Origin of the sequence: Cellulomonas timonensis (assembly GCF_900046455.1) — a bacterium.
GTDB lineage: Bacteria > Actinomycetota > Actinomycetes > Actinomycetales > Cellulomonadaceae > Cellulomonas_A > Cellulomonas_A timonensis.
The window spans coordinates 42731-60890 of sequence record NZ_FCOT01000007.1 but is presented as its reverse complement, the minus strand read 5'-3'; the positions used below and the strand labels follow the sequence as shown (position 1 = coordinate 60890).

Sequence of the window (18160 nt, the reverse complement as noted above, 5' to 3'; positions counted from 1 at the left end):
GGCACCGCACCCGATCGCGTCGGAGGCTGAGCCTCAGAACGCCTGATCGCCCCGTTGTCCGAGTCGCACCCGATGATGGAGCGGCGAGGACGCTGGGAGCACAGAGGTCGGCCCGACCATGCGGATGGGGGCCTTCGCTCTGCGAGCCGGTCCTCCCATTGTCCCACCCGCCGCCTGCACGTCCGGGCAGTGAGACCCGTCACCCGTCGACGGGCACGAGTCGGAGGGTCAGCGCCTCCGCGTCGGAGCCCGTGACGGTGCCCACGATCGCCGGGCCGAACTGGTCGTACTTGGCGTGATACGCGGCGGTGATGGCCTCGGCCTCGTCGGGTGCGGCGTCCTCGAAGACGACGTCCCGCTCCACTCCGCCGGATCGGATGCGACCCTCGCCACTGGCCTTCGCCCGGACGTACCACCCGTTGTGCGGCCCGTACGCGGACCGGACGTAGACCCCGTCACCGACGCGCACGTCCCACATCGTCACGTAGGGCCGCAGGGTCCCGTCCGGGCGCCTCGACGCCAGGTGCATCAGCTCCGCGCCGCCGATCCTCGACAACTCGCCCTCGGTCCAGCCCGCCATCGCGCTCCTCCTTGTGTCGATGTGGACGCCCATCCCCCGGCGGAAGCGCCAGGAATGCCACGTGGCTGGCCAGAAGGTCAGGCGCCGTACTGCTGGTCGGAGACCTCCTCGGCCCATTCGGTGTCCGGGCCGCCGTCGGCTGCGCCCACCTCCCACATCGCCAGGTGGGTCATGAACGCCGCGGGCGCCGCGCCGTGCCAGTGCCACTCCCCTGGCGGCGTCCACACCGTCTGCCCGGGCCGCACCTCCAACACCGTGCCGTCACGGGTCCCCACCCGGGCGACGCCCTCGGTCACGTGCAGCGTCTGGCCGTTCGCGTGCCGGTGCCAGTGCGTGCGCGCGCCGGGTGAGAAGTGGACGGCGTTGACCCGCAGCCGGGACGGGTCGGGCGGCACCGCCACCACGTCGATCCACACCTCGCCGGTGAACCACTCGGCGGGCCCGAGTGCGGTGGGCGCCTCCGGGGCGGTGAGCAGGATCTGCATGCGGCTGCGCTCCTCGTCGGACGCTCCGCTGGGACGGCTCCCGCGGTCGCCCTCCCACTCTGCGACTCACGGGGTGATCCGGCAACGGTTCCGGCACACCTCGTCATGGGACTCGCTCCCGCGCGCCAGATGACGCGCCACGACTCGAGGACCGGACGGTCCTGCCCGACAGGGGTGGGGCAGGACCGTCCGGCCGTCTGAGCCGCGCCCGCTGTGCGCGGACGCGGAGCCTGAGCGGCGCGGGGCCACAGCGACCGCAGGCGTCAGACGCGCACTGCGCCCTGCCACACGGCCTCGAACGGCGCGCGGCCCGCGACGCGGCCCTCGATGCCCGCGGTGACGAAGCTCTTCGCCCGGGCGACGGCCTCGCCCACGTCGACGCCCTTGGCGAGCTCGGCCGTGATGGCGGCGGCGAGCGTGCAGCCGGCGCCGGAGACCCGCTCCTGGCCGATCTTGGGCGTGGACAGGATGGTCACGTCGTCCCCGTCGACCAGCACGTCCACGGCGTCGTCGCCGGGCAGGTCGACCCCGCCCTTCGCGACGACGTACCGCGGGCCCAGCTCTTGGATGCGGCGCGCGGCCTCGGTGAGCTGGTCGACCGTCTCGATGACGTCCATGCCGGACAGCGTGCGGGCCTCGAAGAGGTTGGGCGTGACCACTGTCGCCAGCGGCAGCACCTGCTCGCGGAGCGCGTTGTCGGTGTCGAGCGCGGCGCCGGCCTCCTGGCCCTTGCAGATCAGCACCGGGTCGAGCACCACGTGCCGCCACGGCTGGCGGCGCAGCCCCTCGGCGACGACGTCGATCGTCGCGGGGGTGCCCAGCATGCCGATCTTGACGACGTCGAGCGCGTAGGCGGCGGTGGCGGCCTCCATCTGCGCGGCGATGACCTCGGCGGGCACCGGGAAGAACCTGTGGCCCCACCCGTTGGCCGGGTCGAACGAGACGATGCAGGTCACCGTCCCGAGCCCGTAGACCCCCAGCTCCTGGAAGGTCTTCAGGTCCACCTGGAGGCCGGCGCCGCCGGTGGCCTCCGATCCGGCGATGACGTACGCGAGGTCGACCACGTCAGTGCTCCTTTGGATGTCCGCATGCATACCGCAGAGCCTTTCACGACTGGTGGGGACGATGTGCGGACCTGCCGGCCGACCACCGGCAGGCCCGCGTTTCGCCCGGGTGGTCAGTCTCGGGTGAGATCCACGCCCGCCCGCGCGGCGATGACCTGCACGAGGGCCGACGCGTTGAGGTTCCCGTACCCGGCGATCATCGCCGCGTCGAGGTTGCGCGCCACGGCGTCGGTGGCGGGCAGGTGCACGCCGAGCTGCCCGGCCAGCTGCCCGATCAGGCCGACGTCCTTGCGCATGAGGTGCAGCGCGAAGGCCTTCGAGTAGTCGCCGGCGAGCACCGCCGGGCCGACGGCGCTGTAGATCGGGGTGCGGAAATCGGTCACGGCGACGACGTCCAGGACCTTGTGCAGGTCGAGCCCTGCGGCGCCGGCGAGCGTCAGCGCCTCGCCGAGGGACTCGAGCTGCGCCGCCACGAGCAGGTTGCCCACGAGCTTGGTGCGCGCCCCGGACCCGGCAGGGCCCATGTGGTGCACCGACTCGCTGACGGCGTCGAGCACCGGGCGCACCCGCTCCACCGCCGCCTCGTCGCCGCCGACGACGACCCACAGCCCGCCGGCCTCCGCCTCGCCCTTCGAGCCGAAGACGGGGGCGTCGAGCATCGCGACGCCGCGGGCGGCGAAGGCGGCGTGCTCCTCGTCGCACAGCGCGACGCTGATGGTCGACATGTCGACCACGATGGTGGACTCCTCGACGTGCGCGAGCACACCCTCGTCGCCGAGGGCCACGGCCCGCACGGCCGCGTCATCAGACAGGCAGTACAGGACTGCGTGCTGGCCGCGCACGGCGTCGTCGATCGACGACGCCGTGCGCGCGCCCGCGACCTCGGCGGCTGCGCCGCCGGTGCGGTTCCACACCGTCACCTCGAACCCGGCACGGACGAGGTTGGCGGCCATGCCGCGCCCCATCGTGCCGAGCCCGAGGACGGCGACGGACGCCACGTGGGTCACGCGTTGGCCTTCTGCCAGGACTGCAGGAACCGCCACATCGCGGTGGCGCCCGGGTCCTGCAGGCCGATGCTGCGCTCCTGCAGCCAGGACGCGCGGCCCCGGCGGGACTGCAGGTCACGCGTGTCGACCACTGCCTTCTCGGCGGCGTCGATCGCCGAGGCCAGCCCGGCGGTCCCGTCGGGCGCCGCGGCGAACGCGTCGGCGGCCGGCATGATCGCGTCGAGGATCGTCTTGTCCCCGAGCTGCGTCTTGCCGCGCTGGGCGATGTTGTCGCCCGCGGCCTGCACGAAGCGCGCCACGGCAGCCACGTCGACGTCCTCCACGTCGGCCCAGGACTTCGAGCCGGCGAGCAGGCCGCCCGCGACGAGCGCCGCCATGGTGGACGGGTTCGCGTTGGCGAAGGCCTTGGCCGCCGCCCGGGCGATCTCGGCGGGGGTGGACTCCGCCGGGATCGCGTCGAGCGCCTCGATCACGGCGTTCGCGCCGAGGGAGACCGTGATGCCGAGGTCGCCGTCACCGAGCGCCTGGTCGAGGTCGCGCAGCTCGTCCGCGTGCGTGACGAGCTCCGAGAGTCCGCGCTGGATCGCGCCGACAAGCTCTGCTGAGTGCATGGGTCAGACCTCCTGGAAGAACGGGGACACGGCGGGCGCGTCGAGCAGGGCGAGGCGGGCGTCGTCGAGCTTGAGCAGCGAGATCGAGGCCCCGGCCATCTCCAGGCTCGTCGCGTACTCGCCGATGTACTTGCGCTCGATGCTCACGCCGATCTCCGCGAGGAGCTGGTGCACCCGGCGGTACATGACGTACAGCTCCTCGAGCGGCGTGGCGCCCATGCTGTTGACCAGCACCGCGACGCGGTCGCCATCGACGAGGCCCAGGTCCTCGACGAGCGCGCCCACGAGCCGCTCGGTGATCTTGTCGGCCGGCTCGAGCGGGCCGCGGTGGATCCCCGGCTCGCCGTGGATGCCGATGCCGATCTCCATCTCGCCATCGGGCAGGTCGAAGCTCAGCGCGCCGGTGGTCGGCAGGATCGTCGGCGCGAGGCCGATGCCCATCGTCGCGGTGTGCTCCACGACGTCCTCGGCCACGGCCGCGACCTCGTCGAGGCTGTCGCCCCGCTCGGCGGCCGCGCCGGCCGCCTTGTACGCGAAGAAGATGCCCGCGACGCCGCGACGGTCGAGCTTGCGCTCGTTCGGCTGGCTCGCGACGTCGTCGCGGCCCAGCACCGTGCGGGTCTCGATGTCCTCGAGCTCGGCCAGGTCGGCGGCGAGGTCGAAGTTGAAGACGTCGCCGCCGTAGTTGCCGTACAGGTACAGCACGCCCGCGCCGCCGTCGACGGCCTTGGTCGCCTCGAAGCACTGCTGCGAGCTGGGCGAGCTGAAGACGTTGCCGATCGCGACGCCCGAGCACAGGCCCTGGCCCACGTAGCCCTTGAACAGGGGCAGGTGGCCCGAGCCGCCGCCCGTCACGATGCCGACCTTGCCCGCCACCGGCGCGTCAGCGCGCACGAGGATGCGGGGGTCGTCACCGGGGGTCTTCACCTTGTCGGGGTGAGCGAGGAGGATGCCCTCGATCATCTCGTCGACGAAGTCAGCGGGGTCGTTGATGATCTTCTTCATGACGTTCCTTTCGTGAAAATCCAGGGGGTGGGCGTCAGGAGCTCACGGCGGCGGCACGCCGCGCCCGAGGTCGCCGTCGCCACTGGACCTGGTCGATGACCATGACCGCGATGAGGATGACCCCCTGTGCGATCGAGTACTGGAAGGCCGACAGCCGCAGGGCTGTGAAGCCGCTGGAGACGATCTGCAGCGTCAACGTCGCGAGCACCACGCCGAACACCGTCGCGAACCCGCCGTTGGGGTTGGTGCCGCCAAGGACGGCGATGACGATGACGAGCAGCACGTACGAGGCGCCGTAGTCCGCCGAGGCGGTGGGGTTCCGGGCCAGGAACAGCACACCGGCGATGCCGCCGAGCGTGCCCGTCAGCAGGTAGGTGCTCATGAGCACCGCGCGGCTGTTGATCCCCGAGTAGCGGGCGGCCGTGGGGTTGGCGCCCTGCAGCGTGACCTTCAGGCCCAGCGGGGTGCGCTTGACGATGATGCCCACCAGGACCGCCACGACGACGAACAGGACGAACAGCGTGGGCACTCCCCCGACGGTCGACTGGCCGATCGAGGTCAGCGCCGCCGGCGAGCCGTACAGCGTCTTGCCGCCCGTCCACGCCACGGCGATGCCGTTGTAGATCTGCATGGTGCCGAGGGTCGCGAGGATCGGCGTGATGCCGAGCCGGGAGACGAGCAGCCCGTTCACGGCCCCGCCCAGCAGGCCCACCACGAGCCCGACGAGGACGATCAGCGGGAAGAGCTGCTCGGCCTGGTCCGGGTTGTTCGCGGCGATGGCCGTGAACATCGTCGACATGGTGATCGCCGACAGGTTCGCGATCGACACCAGCGACAGGTCGATGCCGCCGGTCAGCATCGCGAGCATCATCGCGATGGCGATGACGCCGATCTCCGGCGAGGAGATCGCGATGTTCTGCAGGTTGATGCCGCTGAGGAACACCGACGGCTTCAGCGCCGCGAAGATCGCGAACGCCACCACGACGAGCAGCAGCATGCGTCGTGCGCTGCGGTCCACGTGCAGCCGCTCGACGAGCCCGGTCCACCGGGAGTCGACCTCGGCGTTGACGCGCTTCAGCGGGTTCTTCTCCTGGACGGCGTTCATACCGTCACCTCCTGCGCGTCGTGGACGAGCGCGGCCCGTCCGGAGCCACGGGCCGTCACCGCCTGGATGCCGACACCGACGAGCAGGAGCACGCCGACGGCGGCCCGCTGCCACGCGCTGGGGACGCCGGCGAGGATGAGGCTGTTGTTGATGACCTGGACGAGGAAGACGCCGAGGACGGTCCCGAGGACCGAGCCGCGCCCGCCGAAGATCGACGCGCCGCCGAGGACGACGGCCGCGATGATGTCGAGCTCGCCGCCGACGAGCTCCTGGGGGCTCGCGGACCGGCCCATGATCATGTAGATCATTCCGCCGATGGCGGCCATCATCCCGACGATCACGTACAGCCAGACTTGGGTCCGCACCACGCGGATGCCGGCCCGGCGGGCCGCCTCGGCGTCGCCGCCGATCGCGTAGATGCTGCGGCCGAACATGGTGCGGCGCAGCACCCAGGCGAGCACGAGGGTCAGCACGATCGCGGGCACCACCATGACGTGCAGGTACGCGCGCCCAGTGTCGGTGGTGACCTCGATGAGGTTGGTGGTGGAGACCCACGACATCGCGCTGGGCAGGTCGGCGATGTAGCGCGAGCCGACGTAGGTGAGCAGGACGCCCTTGAAGATGCCCTGTGTGCCGAGCGTGACGATCAGCGTGGGCAGCCGGAACCTGGCGATCAGGAACCCGTTGATGGCCCCGAGCATCCCGCCGATGACCAACGCCATGGCGAACGCCCCGATGAGGCCGAGGTCGATCGCCCCGCTGCCGTACACGCGCACCGTGGTGTACGCGGCGAACACCGCGATCGCGGCGAACGACACGTCGATCCCGCCGGAGATGATCACCAGCAGCACGCCCAGGGCGAAGATCAGCGGCACGATCGCGCTGCGCATGATGCTGAACGCCGTCGGGAGCGTGAAGAACACGGGGTTGGCGATCGACATCCCGACGATCAGGACCAGCAGGATGAGGGCGAGCACCCCCTCGTTGTTGGGCCCGCGCAGGCGGCGGAGCCGCTCTGCGAGGCCCGAGCGACCCGCGCTCATGCGGCCACCTTCTTCCGGATGTTGTCGACGTCGACGTCGTCACCCTCGAGGACGTCGACGACACGGCCGTGCCGCACGACGAGGACGCGGTGGCAGCAGGCGACGAGCTCGGGGGCGTCGTCGGAGATGACGAGGATGCCCATGCCGTCGGCGGCCTCTGCCCGCAGGATGTCGAGGATCTCCGACTTGGAGCCCACGTCCACCCCGACGGTCGGGCCGTTGAGCATGAGGACCTTGGGGCGGCGGGCCAGCCACTTGGCGAGCACCACGCGCTGGGCGTTGCCGCCCGACAGCGAGCGGACGGGCGCCTGGACGTTGGGGGCCTTGACCCTCAGCCGTGCGAAGAGCCGCTGGATGGTCTCCCGGACGGCGTTCTTGTCGAGCGTGCCCAGGCGTGCGCGGTGCCCGTCCATCGAGGCCGCGATCATGTTGTCGGCGATCGACTTCTCCAGGAACAGGCCCTGCGTCAGGCGGTCCTCGGGGACGTACCCGATGCCGGCGGCGATCGCGTCGCCGATGCTGCGGAGCCGCACGGGCTTGCCGTCGACCTTGACCGTGCCGCTCTGGGGCGGCAGGACGCCGAACAGCGACTCGGCGATCTCGGTGCGGCCCGAGCCGAGCAGGCCCGTGACGCCGACGATCTCGCCGCGGCGCACCGTGAACGAGACGTCGTGGTAGGCGCCCGGGAGGTCCATGTGCTCGACCTCGAGCACCGCGGGGCTCTCGGGGTCGATCGCGGCGACGTGCCGCGACTCGTCGAGCACCTTGCCGGTCATGTGCTCGGCGATCGAGCGCATGTCGAGCTCGGAGGCCGGGCTGGTCACGACGTTCTTGCCCGAGCGCAGGATCGCGACGCGCTGCGAGATGGTGAGGACCTCGTCGAGCTTGTGCGAGACGAAGATGAGGCCGACGCCGCGGGCGCGCAGGCGCTCGACGATGACGAAGAGGCGGCCGACCTCGGTGCGGGTCAGCGCCGTGGTCGGCTCGTCCATGATGATGACGCGCGCGTCGTCGACCAGGGCCCGGCAGATCGCGGTGAGCTGCTTGTCGGCGACCGACAGGTTCTCGACCCGGGCGTCCACGTCGAGCGTGAGGCCGAGGTCGTCGATGATCGCCTGCGCGGCGGGCCGGGCGGTGCGCCGGTCGTAGAGCTTGCGCCGGGAGGCGATGGCGGAGGTGAGGACCACGTTCTCGGCGACCGTGAGGTTCGGGAAGAGCGAGAAGTCCTGGTAGATGACCTGGATGCCGCTCTTGATGGCATCGGTCGTGTTCATGGAGGTGAACGGCTGGCCGTCGACCAGGATCGTGCCCGAGTCGGGCTTCTCCGCACCGGAGATGATCTTGATCAGCGTGGACTTGCCGCAGCCGTTCTCACCCGCGAGGCAGAGCACTTCGCCGGGGAGCAGGTCGAGTGAGACGCCCCCGAGAGCGGTGACGCCGCCGAACTGCTTGACGATGTCGCGCACCTCGAGGAGAGGAGCAGGGGTGCCCACAGGGGCAGGGTGTGTCATGTCGGGCGCCTTTCAGCGCCGATGCGGGGCGGGCTCAACGCGCCGCCCCGCACCGGGACCGGTCAGAAGTCGTACGAGCTGGCGGCCTTGGCGTCCGCTGCGATGGCGGCGTTGCCCGCGTACACGTTGTCGTAGCCGTCGACCTTGACGAGGCTGTTGTAGCCCTCGATGCCGAGGTCGGTGCCCGCCTCGATCGTGCCGCCGTCCGCGAGGATGCGGGCGATCTCGAGCTGGGCCTCACCCGCGAGGGCCGGGTCCCAGAAGAAGATCTTGTCGATCGAGCCGGTCGCGAGGTACTTCGCGGCGGCCGACGGGATCGAGGTGCCCATGACGCACACCTGGTCCTCGAGGCCTGCCTCCTCGATGGCCCGCGCGATGCCCGGGACGTCGTTGCCGGCCGAGCCCTGGAAGCCCTTGATGTTCGGGTGCTTCGCGAGGATCTCCTTGGCCTTCTCGTAGGCCGCGGTCTCGTTGTCGGTGCTCTCGATCGGGTCCTCGACCCGCTTCATGTTCGGGAACTCCGCCGTCTGGAACTCGTGGGCCGCCTCGACCCACTCCATGTGCGTCTTGGCCGTGAGGCCGCCGACGAACTGCACGTAGTCGCCCTCGCCGCCCATGCACTCGGAGAGGTTCTCCATGATGGAGACGCCGTAGTCGGCGTTGTCGAAGGCCTCGATGTCGATGTCGACGTTCTCGATGCCGGTGGCCTCGTGAGCGACGACGATGATGCCCTGCGCCTTGGCCTGCGCCAGGACGGCGGAGAGGGCCTTCGGCGAGTTCGGGACCACGGTGATCGCGGTCGGCTTCTGCGCGATGAGGTCCTGGATGATCTGGATCTGCTTCTCGGGCGAGACGTCGTCGCCGCCCTCGGTGCGGGTGTCGATGCCGGTGCGCTCGCCGTAGGCGACGACACCGACGTCCATGCGGTCGAACCAGGCGATGCCCTTGACCTTGACGACCGTCACCATGGTGCGGTCCGACGAGGATCCTCCACCTGCGGTGCTCTCGTCCCCGGCGGACGAGCCGCCGTCGTTGACCGAACCACAGCCAGCCATGAGCAGCGCTGCCAGGCCTGTGGCCACGACCGCCGCTGCACGCGTGTTCTTCATACGTCACTCCCTCGTGATCGTGCGCCAAGACGCCTGCTTATGTGCAGCGGACTCCCACGTCCGCGCGTCAGTGTCTGTGGCTGCGCACACACTAGGGCGCGTTCGCGCAGATGTCTAGCGAACCGTGCAACAATCTGCCTGCGATGAGGCACACCGATGCTCGTTTTCGCGCACGTACCCCTGCTAGCCTTGCCCAGAATCAGCGGAAGGGTCCCGGATGTCGCGACACCAGCAGATCGTCGAGCTCATTGAGCAGCGTGGATTCAGCAGCGTGGCCGCTCTCGCGCGCCATTTCGCCGTCGACGCCTCCACGATCCGCCGCGATCTGGACAAACTCGCCGCCGAGGGCCAGGTGGTCCGCACACATGGCGGCGCCGCCGCAGTCGTCAACGCGCGACATGCCGAGTCCGCCGTGGGCCCGGACGCCCACGACCCGCGCCTGCCCGAGAAGCGCGCCATCGGCGCCGCGATGGCCGAGCGCATCCACGAGGGGCAGACGATCCTCATCGACGGCGGCACGACCTGCCTCGAGGTCGCACGGCACCTCGACCACTCGCGCCTGACCGTCGTCACCCACGACCTGCACGTGGGCCTCGAGATCTCGACGAAGCCGCAGATCAACCTCGTGTTCATCGGCGGCGAGCTGCTCCCCACCAGCACCTCCATGTGGGGGCCCACGTCGATCCAGCAACTCGAGAACATGCGGGTCAACGTCGCCGTCTTCGGCGTCGGCACCGTCATGGACGACGGCATCTACGCGAGCTCGAGCTACTCGATCGAGCTCAAGCGCAAGATGCGCTCGATCGCCTCCGAGGCGTTCTTCGTCGCCGACAGCACCAAGTTCGGGCGCGAGGCGCTGTTCCGCGTCTTCGGCTTCGAGGACTTCACCGCCGGCATCACCGACGCGACGCTGGACCCGATCCGCGCGGCCCGGTTCCCTGTCCCGGTCATCCGGGCCACACCCGTCGACGCCTGACCCGCACCGCCGCCGACTCCTTCAGGACGCGGCGAGCTCCACATCCGACGTCGAATGCGAGCCCGGGCGACCGGTGCGCGGCATGGCCAGCGAGACGAGCGCCATCGCGAGGGCCGCGATCGCCACCGCGACGAACACCGAAGTCGACGCGCTGCCGAACGCCTGCGGATCGGCCGACGCGTCAGCCCCGCCCATGCGCGCGTTGACCAGGGCGCCGAGCGCGGCCACGCCCACGGCGCTGCCCATCGACCGGGCGAACATGTTGGCGCCGGTCACCACGCCCCGCTCGCCCCACCCGACGCTGGCCTGCGCCGCGATGAGGCTCGGGGCCGCGACCAGGCCCAGGCCCAGGCCGATGAAGAAGCACGACAACCCGACGGCCAGGACGGACGGAGTCGTCGAGGTCCACGCCAGCGCCGCCGTGGAGAGCACGACGATCACCACGCCGATCAGCACCGTGGTGCGGAATCCCCAGCGCAGGTAGAGCCGCCCTGCCTGCGAGGCCGAGATGGGCCAGCCGATCGTCAGCATCGCGAGCGTGAGCCCGGAGACCAGCGGCGAGGTGCCGAGCAGCGCCTCGAGGAACGTCGGCACGTAGGTCGTCACGCCCATGAGGACCACGCCGACGCCCACGGCGATGAGCGCTGTGACGCCCAGCAACCGGCGGGACAGCACCCAGGGCGCCAGCACCGGCTCAGCCGCGCGCCGCTCCACGAGCACGAACGCGGCGAGCAGCGCCATGCCGACCGCGAGCGCGCCGATGCTCTGCGGTGACGCCCACTCCCACGCGTTCCCGCCCTCCAGCAGCGCCAGGATGATCAGGCTCGTCGAGACGGTCAGCAGCGCGCCGCCCGCCCAGTCGATGCGGTGCACCCGGCTCGGCACCGTCTCGTGGAAGTGCCGCACCAGCAGCCACCCCGCGGCGATGCTCAGCGGGATGTTGACGAAGAAGATCCAGTTCCAGGTCAGGTACTCGGCGAACAGGCCGCCGAGCGTCGGCCCCACCACCGCCGACACCGCCCACACGCTCGCGAGGTAGCCCTGCACCTTGGCCCGCTCGGCCAGCGTGTAGATGTCGCCGACGATGGTGATGGCCATGGGCTGCACGGCGCCGGCCCCGAGGCCTTGGACGGCGCGGAACGCGATGAGCGCGGGCATCGACCAGGCGAGCCCGCACAGCACCGAGCCGAGCAGGAACAGCCCGACGCCGATCAGGATGATCGGCTTGCGGCCCACGGTGTCCGCGAGCTTGGAGTAGATCGGGACGCTCACAGCCTGGGTGAGCAGGTAGATGGAGAACAGCCACGGGAAGCTCGAGAAGCCGCCCAGGTCGGCGACGATCGTCGGGATGGCTGTCGCGAGGATCGTCGAGTCGATCGCCACCAGCCCGGTGGTGACCATGACCGCGATGAGGACGGGTCCGCGCTCGGAGCGGAAGCCGATGCCCGCCCGGCTGGGTGATGTGGCGCTCAGGGTCGGGCCTTCCTCGCATCGGGATGTCAGCAGGGCCAACCGGCCGGGGGCCGCGGGCATTCCTGGGCGCCGGCTGGGCGCGTCGGGCTGCTACGCCTGCAGCATCGGCAGCATCGTGCGCACGATCGTGGCGGCCGCCTCGGCGTCGTCCAGCCGCCCGTTGTCGATCTCGTTGGCGGCGGCGTGCAGCACGGCGTGGAAGACGGTCATGAGCCAGCCGGCGGAGAGGTCGCGGCGGAACGCGCCCTGCTCCTGCGCGGCGGCGAAGAAGTCACGGACGCGCTCCTCGAGCCGCCCGCTGTGGGCCTGGCGGACAGTCTCGGCGGGCAGCGCCCGCTCGGCGGCGACGAGCAGCCGACCTGACCGCATGGTCACCTGCCAGGTCGCCTCGACGAGCCGGGCGAACGCGGGCGCGGCGTCGCCGCTGAGGTTGACGGCCTCGAGCGCGGCGTCGGCCTTGGCGAGCACGCGCCGGACCACGGCGTCCACCAGCGCGGGGCGTGAGGCGAAGTGCCCGTACACGGTGACGCGCCCGAGCCCGGCCGCCGCCGCGATCTCCGCCATGCTCGCGTCGGGATCGCGCGCCAGGCAGGCCTCGGCGGCGTCGAGGATGAGCTCGACGTTGCGCCGGGCGTCGGCCCGTTGAACCCGCTCGGGCTCTGCCTTGCTGGTCATCGACCCTCCTCGCGGTTGCCGAACACCACTGTATGACTTGATCACCTCCGCCATCTTGTACACCCGTGTTCACGATGCTAATTTCGAAAGTCAGACACCCGTGTATGGGTTATGGGAAGGCCGCCCGAGGGAGCTGGACATGCCGGAGATGACTGCCACATCCAGACCGAGGACCACGACGCCGCTCGGCGTGGCGCGCCGTCACTGGGGAGCGCTGGTCGGCGTCGGCTTCGCCGCCCTCGTCGCCGCCGACCTGAGGCACGGGGTCGACCTGGCCCCGATGCTGGCGGCCTTGGCGGTGATCTACCTCGGCTCCGCGGCGCTGCGGAGCCGGGCCGCCGCATGGCCCCTGTTCTTCGCCATGTTCGTGGTGGTCTTCCTGGTCAGGCTCCTCGTGGACGGCGTCGACCCGACGTGGGTCCTGATCGGCCTCGGGGCCCTGCTCGCCGCCTACGGCCTGGCCTTCCGCGACGCCGCGCGCCCGGCGCACGGCCTGCCGCTGCAAGGCCTGGCCCTGCTCGTGCTCGGGTCCATCGCCGCAGCCGCCCCGTCCCTGCCGAACGATCTCGCCGGGTATCTCATCGCCGCCGCGCTCCTCGCGCACGCAGCGTGGGACTGGCACCACTACCGCACCGAGCGCGTCGTCTCCCGGTCGCTCGCCGAGTTCTGCATGGTGCTGGACCCGCTGCTGGCCATCGCGATCGTCCTCGTCACGGCGATCCCCTGAGGCGGATCAGCGCGAACGGGTGGCGGCTGGCCGCGCGACGCCGTCGTACCAGGCCACCAGCGCGGGTCCCGGGTCGCTGATCCGCCGACGAAGGGCGGAGCGTCGCAGCGGGATCGGCCGTAGCCGGATCCAGCTCGCCTTCCCCATCCCGGGCACCCCGCTCGGGAGGCGCACGTGGTCACGGCGCGCGCTGCGGTCCTGCGAGGTGAACGCGGCCACCGTGCACGTGCGCCCCGCGACGGCGAGGACCAGCACGGGCCGGTCCTTGCTCCCCGGACGGTCCTCGAACGGCACGTCGGCGAACCACACCTCGCCGGGACGGGCCCGCGGGCCGCGGCACAGCCACGTGCGCAGGCCTGCCAGGATCACGCCGGCAATGACGACGAGGCCGGCCACCGCGGCCTCGGGCCGCGAGTCCAGCAGCGCGCTGACGGCATCGATCATCGGGCTCTCCGTCCGTGCCCCAGCGGTTCGCGCGGACCGCGCGGCCCGCTGGGGCACGATATTCGCTCCGGCTAGCTGCGGGGCGCCGTTCGGACGACCATCTTGCCGGTGTTCGCCCCACGCATGAGGTCGAGGAACGCGTCGACGGCGTGGTCGATGCCGTCCACCACTGTCTCGTCGTGGTCGATCTGGCCAGCGGCGAACCACTCGCCCATGTCGCGCGCGAAGTCCGGGTAGTGCCGCATGTGGTCGCCCAGCGTGAACCCGCGCAGCGTGAGGCCCTGCGTGATGATGTTCGCCATGTTGTCGGGGCCGGGGACGCGATCGGTGGTGTTGTACCCGGCGATGGCGCCGCACAGGGCGATGCGCCCGCCGCGGTTCATCACGTCGAGGGCGGCCTCGAGGTGGTCGCCGCCCACGTTGTCGAAGTAGACGTCGACGCCGTCGGGCACGAGGGCGGGGAGCTGCTCGCGGACGGGGGCGTCCTTGTAGCAGAGGGCCGCGTCGTACCCGAACCGCTCGGTGACCACTGCGGCCTTCTTCGCGGAGCCGGCTGACCCGACGACCCGGCGCGCGCCCTTGAGGCGCGCGATCTGCCCGGCCGCCGTGCCGACGGCGCCCGCGGCGCCGGAGATGAAGACGGTGTCGCCGGGCTGCATCTGCGCGATCTCGAGCAGGCCCACGTAGGCGGTGAAGCCCGTCATGCCGAGGATGCCGAGGTGCGCCGACAGCGGCACGCCCGGGAGCTCAGGGACGACGCGGAACGCGGTCGCGGGTCCCTGGGCGACGTCGCGCCAGCCGAGCTGGTGCACCACCACGTCGCCGACTGCGACGCCCTCAGCGGTCGAGGCGACGACGCGGCCGACGGCGCCGCCGGCCATGGTCTCGCCGAGGGGGTACGGCGGGGTGTAGCTCTTCACGTCGTTCATGCGTCCGCGCATATACGGGTCGACGGAGACGAACTCGTTCTGGACGCGCACCTCGCCTGGGCCAAGCTCCGGCAGGTCGACGACGACGGTGCGGAAGTCGTCATGGGTGGGCCAGCCGTGCGGCCGGGCGACGAGCTGGACCTGGGTGCTGCGCGTGGGGGTGGTGCGGGTGGTCATGGGGGTCTCCGAATCAGGTGGTGCAGGGGGCGCCGGCAGGGCCTAGGCGATGAGCGCGGTCACGATCGCCACGACCGCGAGCGCGGGTGGGATGAGCTGGATGAGCGCGGAGCGCGCCTTGTCGGGTGAGGACACCAGCAGGACGAGGCCGGCCAGGGCCATGGACCCCGTGCCGGTCAGGACGAGAGTCAGGCCGACCGTGGGGGCGCCGGCGGCGGTCACGACGATGCCGACGATCACCGCCACGGCGAGCACGAGCCCTGCCACTGTCATGCCACTGCCCCTCGCCGAGGTCCAGGTTTTCTGGACTGATCGTTCCACTATAGAGTGGAACCCTCAGCGCACAAGATCGGCGGTGGCCATGGGACGGCATCCGGGCTTCGACACCACACAGGTGGTCCAGGCCGCCCGCGACGTCTTCTGGGACAAGGGCTACGACGGCGCCTCGGTGCCCGACCTCGAGCAGGCGACAGGCCTTGCCCGCTCGAGCCTGTACCACGCGTTCGAGAACAAGCGCGGCGTGTTCGACGCGGCGGTGCGCGACTACCTCGACACCGTCGTCCGGCCACGCCTGCGGGTCCTCACCGCCGAGCCCGGCCACCCCGACGCCGTGCTCGTCTACCTGCGCGGGCTCGTCGAGGCGCTCGGGCGGCGCACCGAGGATGCCGCGCGGCGCGGCTGCCTGCTGATCGACAGCACCGCCGGCCTCGCGGCGCGCGACGACGCGCAACGCGCCGTCGTGGACGCCTACCGCGCGGAGCTCGTCGACGCGTTCCGCCGCGGGCTCTCCACGCGCTACCCCACGCTCGGCAGCGCCGAGGCCCTGCGGCGCGCCCGGGTCCTCACGTCGCTGAGCGTCACAGCGCTCGTCGTGGCCCGCACCAGCACGGCCGGCGCCGTCGAGACGCTCGAGGCCGCGCTCGGCCAGGTCGCCGAGTGGGACGGGGCCGCTCCGCGCGCCGACTAATGTGGGGGCGTGACGACGCGCGAGCCCGAGGACGACGCCGCCGCCGCACCCCCTCGACGCCGAGGGCGCCCCCGCGACCCAGAGCTCGAGGACCACGCGCTGCGCGCCACCCTCGACGTGTACGGCGAGAAGGGCTGGTCAGGGCTCACGATCGACGAGGTGGCCCGGCGACCTCGCGGTGCGGGACGACGACGGCTGCCTCACGGTGGTCGGGCGGCTGACGCAGATGATCAACTCCGGCGGGGAGAAGGTCTTCCCCTGCGAGGTCGAGCGCGCCCTCTCCGACTTGCTCGGCCCCGACGTGCACGATCTCGCGGTGCTGGGCCTGCCGGACGCGCAGTGGGGCGAGACAGTCGTCGCAGTGCTCGAGACCACCGGCGAGTGCCCCCCGCTCGAACAGGTCCGCGAGCTCGCCGCCCGCACCATCGCGCGGTTCAAACTGCCGACCCGGGTCGTGGCGGTCCCGGAGCTGCCCCGCAACGCGACCGGGAAGGTCGACCGGCCCGCCCTGCGCGCGCTGCTCGAGTCCACCCAGGAGCGGCCGCGCGTCGACGGTGGCGCCGCCGTGCGGTGACGCCCGGCTGACAGCCCCTCCCGCACCGCCCACCGAGATTGCGCGGCCAGCTGTGGAAACACCCGACGCGTGCACTGACGCGAGCAACACCTCGATAGGATTTGTCGACGTAAAGCCTCATCGGGCACTCTCGTAGGGACATCCATGCTGGTCACACCCCCCACAGCCCGGGCCGTGAAATCGCCGCGCGGAAATACGCGCGTGGTCCCCACAGGCGTGGAACGCCCCTACGGGCGCGAGGAGATCATCGTCTCCAAGACCGACACCAAAGGTGTGATCAGGTACGCCAACGACATATTCCTTCGGGTGGCCGGATACGACGAGTCCGAGATCGTCGGAATGCCCCACAACGTGATTCGGCATCCCGGGATGCCGCGCGCGGTCTTCCAGGTCATGTGGGACACGATCAGCTCCGGCGAGGAGCTGTTCGCCTACGTCGTGAACCTCGCCGCGGACGGCGGGCACTACTGGGTGCTCGCGCATGTCACCCCGACGTTCGACGCGACGGGCACGATCGTCGGGTACCACTCGAACCGCCGTTGGGTCGAGCCGGAGATCCGCGACGAGGTCGAGGCCGTGTACGCGCGGGTCCTCCACGCCGAAGCCGCACAACAGAAGACCTCGGACGCGATCGCCGCCGGGGTGGCGGCGCTCGTCGACGAGCTGGCCTCCGCGGGTCACACCCTCGACACCTGGGTGTGGGCAATGGCTGGTCGGGAGATGGCCGGGCGTCAGATGGCCGGCGCCCGATGAGGCGCCGCCCGCGCCTCGAGCCGACCGTCGAGCCCGCGACCGAGCAGGTGCCCGCGGGCACCCTCGAGTCGCTCACCACGATCGCCGACTTCCTCGACGGCGTCGCCGAGGGCAACCTGGAGGACCGCCTCCCCGCCCTGGCCGGCGCCCCGCAGGCCGTGGCACTGCGCACGTCGATCAACCGGACGGTCGACGTCATGGACGCCTACGTGCGCGAGGCGACCGGCGTGCTCGCCGCGGCCGAGCAGCAGCGCTTCCACCGCCGGTTCCTCGTGCGCGGCATGCCGGGGCGGCTGCGCGGGGACGCCGGGCGGATCGACGCCGCCCGCGAGGCCCTGGCGGCCTCAGCAGCGCGGGTCGCCCAGGAGCAGTCGGCCCGCGAGTCGCTCGGCGACCGGATCACCGAGGTGGCCACGAGTGTCGCCAGCGAGTCGGGCGGCCTCGCCGATGCCGCCGGCGCCCTCACGGCGGCATCGCGCGAGACCGCGACGGCCGCGCAGAACTCGAAGGAGATCGTCGCCTCGCTCGAGCGCTCGTCGGTCGAGATCCAGAACGCGGTCGAGGTCATCACGCGGATCGCGTCGCAGACCCGGCTGCTCGCGCTCAACGCGACGATCGAGGCCGCGCGCGCCGGGGCCGCCGGCAGGGGTTTCGCCGTCGTGGCGAACGAGGTGAAGAACCTCGCGGACGAGTCGGCGGCCAGCTCGGAGCTGATCAGCGTGCAGGTCGAGGCCGTGCAGGCCGCGGCTGCCCAATCGGTGGCCGCGCTCGAGCAGATCAGGGCGCGCACCGCCGAGATGGACGAACAGGTCGCCCGGATCTACGCGGCGGCCGGCGGTCACGGGCGGCAAGACGGCGGTCTGGCCGCGCTCGCGGGTGAGCTCCGTCAGGAGATCCAGGCGTTCGTCCGCGCCTGACCCACGCCGAGGTCGCCGTGGAGATCCG

21 protein-coding genes are annotated in these 18160 nt (G+C 71.4%); 6 read left to right on the top strand and 15 right to left on the bottom strand.

Annotated elements, in window-relative coordinates:
- Positions 1-199 precede the first annotated feature (199 nt).
- From BN3788_RS00385 to BN3788_RS00340, 10 genes are all read right to left on the bottom strand, one after another.
- On the bottom strand, positions 200-580 hold the full coding sequence (locus BN3788_RS00385; protein WP_066581664.1) for a DUF2255 family protein: 381 nt from the start codon (positions 578-580) through the stop codon (positions 200-202).
- Positions 581-657: 77 nt separating this feature from the next.
- A complete protein-coding gene (locus tag BN3788_RS00380; protein WP_066581661.1) occupies positions 658-1065 on the bottom strand; it encodes a (R)-mandelonitrile lyase in 408 nt (135 codons plus the stop codon).
- A 263-nt stretch (positions 1066-1328) separates the two neighbouring features.
- Entirely contained in the window at positions 1329-2129 is an 801-nt protein-coding gene (thiD, locus tag BN3788_RS00375) for a bifunctional hydroxymethylpyrimidine kinase/phosphomethylpyrimidine kinase (RefSeq protein ID WP_066581656.1), read from the bottom strand.
- A gap of 113 nt (positions 2130-2242) precedes the next feature.
- On the bottom strand, positions 2243-3136 hold the full coding sequence (locus BN3788_RS00370) for an NAD(P)-dependent oxidoreductase (protein ID WP_234346400.1): 894 nt from the start codon (positions 3134-3136) through the stop codon (positions 2243-2245).
- Positions 3133-3747 (bottom strand): DAK2 domain-containing protein, encoded by a 615-nt coding sequence (locus BN3788_RS00365; RefSeq protein ID WP_066581654.1) that lies wholly within the window; start codon positions 3745-3747, stop codon positions 3133-3135. The genes BN3788_RS00370 and BN3788_RS00365 overlap by 4 nt, the downstream gene beginning before the upstream one ends.
- A gap of 3 nt (positions 3748-3750) precedes the next feature.
- Positions 3751-4752: a dihydroxyacetone kinase subunit DhaK gene (locus BN3788_RS00360; protein WP_066581652.1), complete on the bottom strand. Its 1002-nt coding sequence runs from the start codon at positions 4750-4752 to the stop codon at positions 3751-3753.
- Between the two features lie 34 nt (positions 4753-4786).
- Positions 4787-5857 (bottom strand): ABC transporter permease, encoded by a 1071-nt coding sequence (locus BN3788_RS00355; RefSeq protein ID WP_066581650.1) that lies wholly within the window; start codon positions 5855-5857, stop codon positions 4787-4789.
- On the bottom strand, positions 5854-6900 hold the full coding sequence (locus BN3788_RS00350) for an ABC transporter permease (RefSeq protein WP_066581647.1): 1047 nt from the start codon (positions 6898-6900) through the stop codon (positions 5854-5856). The genes BN3788_RS00355 and BN3788_RS00350 overlap by 4 nt, the downstream gene beginning before the upstream one ends.
- The gene (locus tag BN3788_RS00345; protein ID WP_066581644.1) at positions 6897-8411 is read right to left on the bottom strand and encodes a sugar ABC transporter ATP-binding protein; all 1515 of its coding nucleotides are present in this window, start codon (positions 8409-8411) and stop codon (positions 6897-6899) included. Before BN3788_RS00345 ends, BN3788_RS00350 begins: the two co-directional genes overlap by 4 nt.
- 62 nt (positions 8412-8473) lie before the next feature.
- Positions 8474-9520, bottom strand: coding sequence for a substrate-binding domain-containing protein (locus tag BN3788_RS00340; RefSeq protein ID WP_066581642.1), 1047 nt, complete (start codon positions 9518-9520; stop codon positions 8474-8476).
- A gap of 217 nt (positions 9521-9737) precedes the next feature.
- Here BN3788_RS00340 and BN3788_RS00335 point away from each other — a divergent pair, with 217 nt between their 5' ends.
- Entirely contained in the window at positions 9738-10496 is a 759-nt protein-coding gene (locus BN3788_RS00335) for a DeoR/GlpR family DNA-binding transcription regulator (protein WP_066581641.1), read from the top strand.
- Between the two features lie 21 nt (positions 10497-10517).
- On the opposite strand, the gene BN3788_RS00330 is transcribed toward BN3788_RS00335, so the two are convergent.
- Positions 10518-11897, bottom strand: a complete 1380-nt coding sequence (locus BN3788_RS00330) for an MFS transporter (protein WP_234346407.1) — start codon at positions 11895-11897, stop codon at positions 10518-10520.
- 162 nt (positions 11898-12059) lie between these two features.
- Positions 12060-12644 carry a TetR/AcrR family transcriptional regulator gene (locus tag BN3788_RS00325; RefSeq protein WP_066581640.1) on the bottom strand — a complete coding sequence of 195 codons (585 nt, stop codon included), beginning with the start codon at positions 12642-12644 and terminating at the stop codon, positions 12060-12062.
- 190 nt (positions 12645-12834) lie between these two features.
- On the opposite strand from BN3788_RS00325, the gene BN3788_RS00320 reads away from it, so the two are divergent.
- On the top strand, positions 12835-13371 hold the full coding sequence (locus BN3788_RS00320; RefSeq protein ID WP_066581633.1) for a hypothetical protein: 537 nt from the start codon (positions 12835-12837) through the stop codon (positions 13369-13371).
- Positions 13372-13377: 6 nt separating this feature from the next.
- On the opposite strand, the gene BN3788_RS00315 is transcribed toward BN3788_RS00320, so the two are convergent.
- The 3 genes from BN3788_RS00315 to BN3788_RS00305 all read right to left on the bottom strand — a co-directional run bounded on the left by BN3788_RS00315 (position 13378) and on the right by BN3788_RS00305 (position 15194).
- Positions 13378-13815 carry a type II toxin-antitoxin system PemK/MazF family toxin gene (locus tag BN3788_RS00315; protein WP_066581631.1) on the bottom strand — a complete coding sequence of 146 codons (438 nt, stop codon included), beginning with the start codon at positions 13813-13815 and terminating at the stop codon, positions 13378-13380.
- Between the two features lie 71 nt (positions 13816-13886).
- Positions 13887-14921 carry an NADP-dependent oxidoreductase gene (locus BN3788_RS00310; protein WP_066581628.1) on the bottom strand — a complete coding sequence of 345 codons (1035 nt, stop codon included), beginning with the start codon at positions 14919-14921 and terminating at the stop codon, positions 13887-13889.
- A 42-nt stretch (positions 14922-14963) separates the two neighbouring features.
- Positions 14964-15194, bottom strand: coding sequence for a DUF1304 family protein (locus tag BN3788_RS00305; RefSeq protein WP_066581625.1), 231 nt, complete (start codon positions 15192-15194; stop codon positions 14964-14966).
- Between the two features lie 88 nt (positions 15195-15282).
- Here BN3788_RS00305 and BN3788_RS00300 point away from each other — a divergent pair, with 88 nt between their 5' ends.
- The 4 genes from BN3788_RS00300 (at position 15283) to BN3788_RS00285 (ending at position 18132) form a co-directional block, all read left to right on the top strand.
- The gene (locus BN3788_RS00300; protein ID WP_066581616.1) at positions 15283-15888 is read left to right on the top strand and encodes a TetR/AcrR family transcriptional regulator; all 606 of its coding nucleotides are present in this window, start codon (positions 15283-15285) and stop codon (positions 15886-15888) included.
- Positions 15889-16066: 178 nt separating this feature from the next.
- The gene (locus BN3788_RS00295) at positions 16067-16462 is read left to right on the top strand and encodes an AMP-binding enzyme (protein ID WP_066581613.1); all 396 of its coding nucleotides are present in this window, start codon (positions 16067-16069) and stop codon (positions 16460-16462) included.
- A 201-nt stretch (positions 16463-16663) separates the two neighbouring features.
- Entirely contained in the window at positions 16664-17215 is a 552-nt protein-coding gene (locus BN3788_RS00290; RefSeq protein ID WP_234346399.1) for a PAS domain-containing protein, read from the top strand.
- Positions 17212-18132, top strand: coding sequence for a methyl-accepting chemotaxis protein (locus tag BN3788_RS00285; RefSeq protein WP_066581608.1), 921 nt, complete (start codon positions 17212-17214; stop codon positions 18130-18132). Before BN3788_RS00290 ends, BN3788_RS00285 begins: the two co-directional genes overlap by 4 nt.
- Positions 18133-18160 lie beyond the last annotated feature (28 nt).